Origin of the sequence: Oceanisphaera sp., from assembly GCF_052084945.1 — a bacterium.
In the GTDB taxonomy this organism is placed as follows: Bacteria; Pseudomonadota; Gammaproteobacteria; order Enterobacterales; family Aeromonadaceae; genus Oceanimonas.
In genome coordinates this window covers 1-6,168 of the sequence record NZ_JBQDEX010000135.1, presented here as the reverse complement: position 1 = coordinate 6,168, position 6,168 = coordinate 1, and the positions used below count along the sequence as shown (strand labels likewise).

General features: G+C 49.2%; 6 protein-coding genes. All 6 read right to left on the bottom strand.

Translation table 11 applies throughout. The annotated features are described in order from the left end of the window. Positions 1-152 precede the first annotated feature (152 nt). Genes ACTHY5_RS10760 through rbsD form a run of 6 tightly spaced genes read right to left on the bottom strand, consistent with a single transcriptional unit; the run spans position 153 to position 5,903 of the window. The gene (locus ACTHY5_RS10760; RefSeq protein ID WP_441879499.1) at positions 153-1,151 is read right to left on the bottom strand and encodes a substrate-binding domain-containing protein; all 999 of its coding nucleotides are present in this window, start codon (positions 1,149-1,151) and stop codon (positions 153-155) included. Further along, positions 1,138-2,085 carry a ribokinase gene (rbsK, locus tag ACTHY5_RS10755; protein WP_441879501.1) on the bottom strand — a complete coding sequence of 316 codons (948 nt, stop codon included), beginning with the start codon at positions 2,083-2,085 and terminating at the stop codon, positions 1,138-1,140. The genes ACTHY5_RS10760 and rbsK overlap by 14 nt, the downstream gene beginning before the upstream one ends. A 7-nt stretch (positions 2,086-2,092) precedes the next feature. Further along, the gene (gene rbsB, locus ACTHY5_RS10750) at positions 2,093-2,974 is read right to left on the bottom strand and encodes a ribose ABC transporter substrate-binding protein RbsB (RefSeq protein ID WP_441879497.1); all 882 of its coding nucleotides are present in this window, start codon (positions 2,972-2,974) and stop codon (positions 2,093-2,095) included. A 40-nt stretch (positions 2,975-3,014) separates the two neighbouring features. After that, positions 3,015-3,974 (bottom strand): ribose ABC transporter permease, encoded by a 960-nt coding sequence (gene rbsC, locus ACTHY5_RS10745; RefSeq protein ID WP_441879495.1) that lies wholly within the window; start codon positions 3,972-3,974, stop codon positions 3,015-3,017. After that, a complete protein-coding gene (gene rbsA, locus ACTHY5_RS10740) occupies positions 3,974-5,476 on the bottom strand; it encodes a ribose ABC transporter ATP-binding protein RbsA (RefSeq protein WP_441879493.1) in 1,503 nt (500 codons plus the stop codon). The genes rbsC and rbsA overlap by 1 nt, the downstream gene beginning before the upstream one ends. Before the next feature lie 7 nt (positions 5,477-5,483). Further along, the gene (gene rbsD / locus ACTHY5_RS10735) at positions 5,484-5,903 is read right to left on the bottom strand and encodes a D-ribose pyranase (protein WP_441879491.1); all 420 of its coding nucleotides are present in this window, start codon (positions 5,901-5,903) and stop codon (positions 5,484-5,486) included. Positions 5,904-6,168: the final 265 nt, after the last annotated feature.

Sequence of the window (6,168 nt, the reverse complement as noted above, 5' to 3'; positions counted from 1 at the left end):
CGGGAGCAATCACCAGCACACCGAGAGCGGTGATCATTAATCCTTTTTGATGGGGAGTCATGGCGATTCACATAATGAAAACACCTGAGTATGCTAGCACATTAATAACAGAGTAAGGCTGTTGCGGCACAATGGCCGCTTGCCTTGCGGTATTATATGCGTTGGCTACTGTGTCGGATCACCAGTTCTGGCTTAAGAGTAAGCACACGTCTAGGACAGTTTGGTTGTTGAATGCGTGCCAGTAGCGTATCGACCGCCAAGGCGCCCATCACGGCTTTGGGCTGCTCTACGCTGGTAAGAGCCGGCACCAAATAATGTGCCAGTTCAATATTATCGTACCCAACAATCGACATCTGCTCGGGCACGGCCACCTTGGCGTCTGCCAGTGCGCGTAAAGCACCTGCGGCCATCATATCGTTGGCAATAAACACGGCCGTGGGGCGCTTGGGCAAAGTGAGTAACTGACTCATGGCAATATTGCCTCCTGCCAGCTCAAAGTCCCCCTCACACACCCACTCATCATGTACGGTTAAGTGAGCATTCGCCATCGCGGTTTTAAAGCCCGCTAAGCGTTCATCGGCTGCTCGTCGACCTAAGGGGCCGGTAATACAGCCAATATGGCGATGCCCTAAGGCAATTAAATGCTCGGTAGCTAACTGCCCACCCAGCTGCCCACCGTCTTGAATAATATCGGCTGCTATATCTTGCGGGCCCCAGTCGGCGAGCACCAGTGGCACATCAGGATAACGCTCAAAAATCTGTGCCCCCAGTTCAAGCTGGGTGCACATTAAAATAATGCCGTCTACCCGCTTTTGCAGCAGCATTTCTATATTGCTGTTTAAGCGTTTTTTATCCCCTTGGGTATTGCACAGGGCTAAGCTGTAGCCCAACTCAAAACAGCGTTGCTCAACCCCTTGTACTACTTCGGCAAAAAAGGGGTTGGCACTGCTAGTAACAAGCATGCCTAATGTTCGCGTCTCTTTCACTTTTAAGCTGCGCGCAAGTGCTGAAGGAGCATAGCGCAGCTCTTTTACTGCCTGCTCGACGCGTAATGTCACCTCTGGGCTGACAAAGCGTGTTTTATTTAACACATGACTCACCGTAGAGGTGGATACTTTTGCGTGTTGGGCAACATCTTTAATGGTGGCCATTAACAGGGCTCCGACCTAAATGAGCATCTAAAAACGCCTGAATGTCCGCCCGATACGGAATGGATGTTTGCGCGCCATGACGCGTCACCGACAAAGCTGCCCCAGCTTGGGCAAAGGCGATGGCGTTTAGCAAGGGCTGTTGATGCTCTAAGGCGGCTAATAAGGCGCCGTTAAAAGTGTCACCTGCGGCTGTGGTATCAAGGGCATTCACTTTAAAACCGGGTATTAGCTGCCCCGTTTGCCCTTGCTCACTTAACCACACGCCTCTGGCACCTAAGGTAATGATCACAGTGGCAATGCCTTTGTTATGTAAGGCCGCCGCAGCCTGCGCCGCACCTTTATTATCGCTCACTACTATACCGGTGAGCTGCTCGGCTTCCGTTTCATTAGGGGTGATCACATCCACCAAACAGAGTAATTCCTCAGGCAGCGCTTGTGCAGGGGCTGGATTAAGTATCACAGTCGCCCCCTGAGCTTTAGCCTGAGTGGCGGCAGCAATGTTGGTGGCCAAGGGAATTTCAAGCTGTAATAACAGTTGCTGGCACGCTAAGCCCGCCGTGTTATGTTGGAGTTGTTCTGGGGTTAGGTGCGCATTGGCCCCGGCCGCTAACGCAATGGTATTTTCCCCTTCGCGATTGACCTGAATAAGCGCCACTCCCGTGTTCACCTCGCGAATAGAGGCAATCGCTTGAGTATTAATGCCATCTTTGGCAAAGCCTGCTACCAAACTATGAGCCAAAGCGTCATCTCCCACACAAGCAATTAACCGGGTACTGGCCCCCGCGCGCGCCGCCGCTACCGCCTGATTAGCTCCTTTACCGCCAGCAATAATCTGATAATCATCACCGGTGAGGGTTTCGCCAGGGCGCGGAAACTGCGCTAAGCGAATCACATGATCAATATTAATGCTGCCTACTACAGTTACTGTCATGATATTGACCTTATTCGCTGATCACTTGTAATGGCACCGGAATATACTTTTCTATTGTTTTTCCGGTTAAAATTTGGTCGGCGGTGGTGACGGCAATCGCACCAATAGCATCGGGCTGTTGCGCAATAGTGGCAGACAAGCGTCCCCCTTGTACTGCTTTTATGCCATCTTCAGTGCCGTCAAACCCCACAATTAGCACGTCTTTTTTATTGGCGGCTTGTAGGGCTCGTAAGGCTCCCAGTGCCATTTCGTCATTTTGGGCAAACACGGCTTGCACCTCTGGGTTAGCGGCTAGCAGGTTTTCCATCACGTTTAACCCTTTAGTGCGATCAAAGTCGGCGGGTTGGCTGGCCAGCAGTTCAAAGTTGTGTTTAGCAATGGCTTGTTTAAAGCCTTCGCCTCGCTCGCGAGCGGCACTGGTGCCGGCAATGCCTTCTAATTGGATCACCTTGGCACTTTTACCTACCTGTTCGGCAATAAAGTCGCCAGCCATCAAACCACCGGCTACGTTATCAGAGGCGATGTGTGACATCACATCGCCACGGCTCGCCGCGCGATCTAGGGTTAATACCGGTAATTTGACTCGGTTTGCTAAGCGAATGGCATTGGTCACAGCGTCGGAGTCAGTGGGATTGATAAGTAGCACTTTCGCACCGCGCACGTTTAAGTCTTCTACGTTAGAAAGCTCTTTTGCGGGATCATTTTGTGAATCCAGCACAATCAGCCGATAGCCTAACTCGTCTGCTTTTTGCTCAGCCCCTTCCTTCATGGTGACAAAAAACGGATTATTAAGCGTAGAAATAACCAGTGCCAAGGTTTCTTTGGCATAGGCGCCGCTACTTAGGGTGGCACTTAACAGTGCAACAGACAGTACAGTCGTTAGTTTTTTCATAATAGCTATCCTTAATAACACTCATTAATAAAGGGGGTTGTTATTTGTGTTTATTGTCGACCAAAACCGCCAGCAAAATAACACTCGCCTTAGCGATCATCTGATAGTAAGAAGAAACATCCAGTAGGTTTAGGGCATTGTTTAAAAAGCCAATAATGAGGGCGCCAATTAAGGTGCCCATAATGGCGCCTTTACCACCGGCTAGGCTAGTACCGCCTAACACCACAGCCGCAATGGCATCCAGCTCGTAAGTGGTACCTGCCGTCGGTTGGGCTGATGATAAACGGCTGGTAACAATAATGGCGGCTAATGCCGATAACATGCCACAAATGGCATAGACGCCAATTTTTACCCGCGCCACATTAATGCCCGATAAGCGAGCCGCCGCTTCGTTGCCGCCCACGGCATAAATATAGCGGCCAAAGCGGGTATGGTTTAACAGATACCAGGCACCTAAAAAGGTGATGGCCATTAACCATACTGGCACCGGTATGCCAAATACATAGCCGGTGCCAAACCATGCAAATATATCTCCCGCATCCGTAAAGCCGGTAGAAATAGGGCGCCCTTGGGTATAAACCATGGTCACACCGCGCAGTAGTGTCATGGTGACCAAGGTGGCAATAAAGACTTGTACGCGGCCTTTTGCCACAATTAAGCCACTTAAACTGCCCAAGGCAAAGCCGGCTAATAACACGGCGGGCAAGGTGATAAAAATAGACAGCTCCATCGACACCATGCTGGCAGCAAAGGCGCCACATAACGCCAGCACCGAGCCCACACTTAAGTCTATGCCTGCTGTTAATATTACCAAGGTCATGCCCACGGCAATAATGGCGTTAACCGAGGTTTGACGTAAAATATTGAGTAAGTTATCGACAGTAAAAAAGTAGGGGTTTAATGCCGACACCACGGCAATCAACACAATCAGCGCAATGAGTGACTTTTGGGCAATAAGCCACTCTTTACTAAACCAGCGGCGGTGATTAGCGGTTGTCATTATGAATCTTCCTTTTGATGGGGCTTACCGACAGCGGCGGCCAGTAGTTGTTCTTGAGTGGCTGTGGTGGCGCTAAACTCACCGTTAAGGCGGCCTTGGTGCATCACCATAATACGATCACTGATGCCCAATACCTCTGGCATATCAGACGACACCAAAATAATGGCCATGCCTTCTTGTTTAAAATGATTAATTAGCTGATAGATTTCTTTTTTAGCGCCCACATCCACGCCACGAGTGGGCTCGTCCAAAATCAGCACGTTAGGGCGTGTCATTAAGCCTTTGGCAATGGCGACTTTTTGCTGGTTACCTCCCGATAAATTGCCGATCAGCTGGTCACGAGAGGGGGTTCTAATATTGAATAGGCGAATAAATTCATCTACCGCACAGCACTCGGCACTGTGATCAAGCTGCCACCCTCGGCTTAATTCACGCAGGGCTGACAGGCTCATATTATTTTTAACGGATAAACCCAATATAAGGCCGTCGCCTTTACGATCTTCTGAAATATAGGCAATGCCTGCGGCTAACCCCTGTTGTGGCTGGGTTGCCGCATAAGGTTTACCCGACAACCACACTTTACCTTTAGTGCGAGGTTCGGCGCCGTATAAGGCTTTTACCAGCTCAGTGCGCCCAGCCCCCATTAGGCCAGAAAAGCCCAATATTTCACCTTGATGCAAGCTAAAACTAATATCCTCAATGCCAGGAGCACTGAGGCGTTCCACTTTAAGCACTTCTTGGCCCTGAGGAACGGATATTCTCGGGTATTGTTCGTCGAGTTTACGGCCCACCATAAGTTCAATGAGCTGATCTTCATCTATGTCATTCACCGATGCTTCGGCAATCCATTGCCCATCACGTAGCACAGTCACGCGATCGCAAATTTCAAAAATTTCTTTTAATCGATGTGAAATATAGACAATAGCGCAGCCGTCAGCCCGTAACTCGTTAATGACTTTAAATAAGGCGCGAGTTTCAGTATCTGTTAGGGCATCTGTGGGCTCATCCATAATGATCACCTCGGCACTAAAGGATAAGGCCTTGGCAATTTCCACCATTTGCTGAGCCCCTATGCTCAAGTTACCTAAGCGGGTTTGAGGAGACTGGCGAATTTGTAATCGATCAAGCAATACCTGTGCATCAGCATATAACTGAGTCCAGTTAATTTTGCCAAATTTATTCACCGGCTCTCGGCCCAAATAAATATTCTCGGCAATAGTGAGCTCACTCAATAGATTAAGCTCTTGATGGATAATGCCGATACCTGCCTGTTGCGACTCACGAGGGCCTTTAAAGTGACAGGGCTGACCGCGATAACTAATATGGCCGGCATCGGCTTGATAAATACCGGTTAACACCTTCATTAAGGTCGACTTACCCGCGCCATTTTCCCCCATCAGCGCCATCACTTGCCCGGGGTATACGTTAAGGCCTGCTTGTGCTAGCGCCTTTACCCCAGGAAACGCCTTATCTATGGCTGTCAAAGACAGTATTGCTTGCATATTCACCTCAAAAAGGCACGCCGCAGTGCAAGATCACATTAGCGTAAGGCGTGTATTCGCCAGTGCGGATCACCGCCTTGGCCTGAGTGGTGTGTTGTTTGAGCTGCTCATGACTAATATAGCTAACTGTGATGGCTTTGCCCTGCGTGACGCTCGCTTGTTCAAGGTGCGCTAATAATTGCTGATGCCACTCTGGGCTGACCGTTATCACTTCTTTGGCTAAAGTAACGGTTTCTAGTTGCAGCTCAGTTAATAGCGGACCCAACACAGATAATAAGTCAGGTACGCCTGGGCTCACGGCTAAGTCGATACGTTGTGGGCCATTAGGAATAGGCAGGCCTGCATCGGCTAATACCAGGGTATCGGTATGGCCAAGGCTTGCGACCTGTGCCGATACATGGCTATTTAATAAGGTGGTTTTTTTCACACTATTGGCCTTTTGTGGATCAGATTAAGCCCAAGCAATGTAATTCTGGGTAACCTGCCCAATAAGATTGACGTGCTAGACTGTAATCGAAACGGTTACGCAATCGATTCGATGGGTAATTGTAGACAAGAAAGAGCATAGTGGGGTGCATGTAATGATAAAAATGGGATCCAGATCAACAAAGCGTTTAGCAAGAGCAGCTTGAGTTAGTTATACCAATCTAAGTAAGTATATGGTCAGTTTGTATTAAGTAAAAAAACTAAGG

Excerpts from the sequence above, each read along its gene's own strand:
- ACTHY5_RS10760 (WP_441879499.1), bottom strand. The coding sequence starts at position 1,151 with ATGGCCACCATTAAAGATGTTGCCCAACACGCAAAAGTATCCACCTCT.
- rbsB (WP_441879497.1), bottom strand. The coding sequence starts at position 2,974 with ATGAAAAAACTAACGACTGTACTGTCTGTTGCACTGTTAAGTGCCACC.
- rbsC (WP_441879495.1), bottom strand. The coding sequence starts at position 3,974 with ATGACAACCGCTAATCACCGCCGCTGGTTTAGTAAAGAGTGGCTTATT.
- rbsA (WP_441879493.1), bottom strand. The coding sequence starts at position 5,476 with ATGCAAGCAATACTGTCTTTGACAGCCATAGATAAGGCGTTTCCTGGG.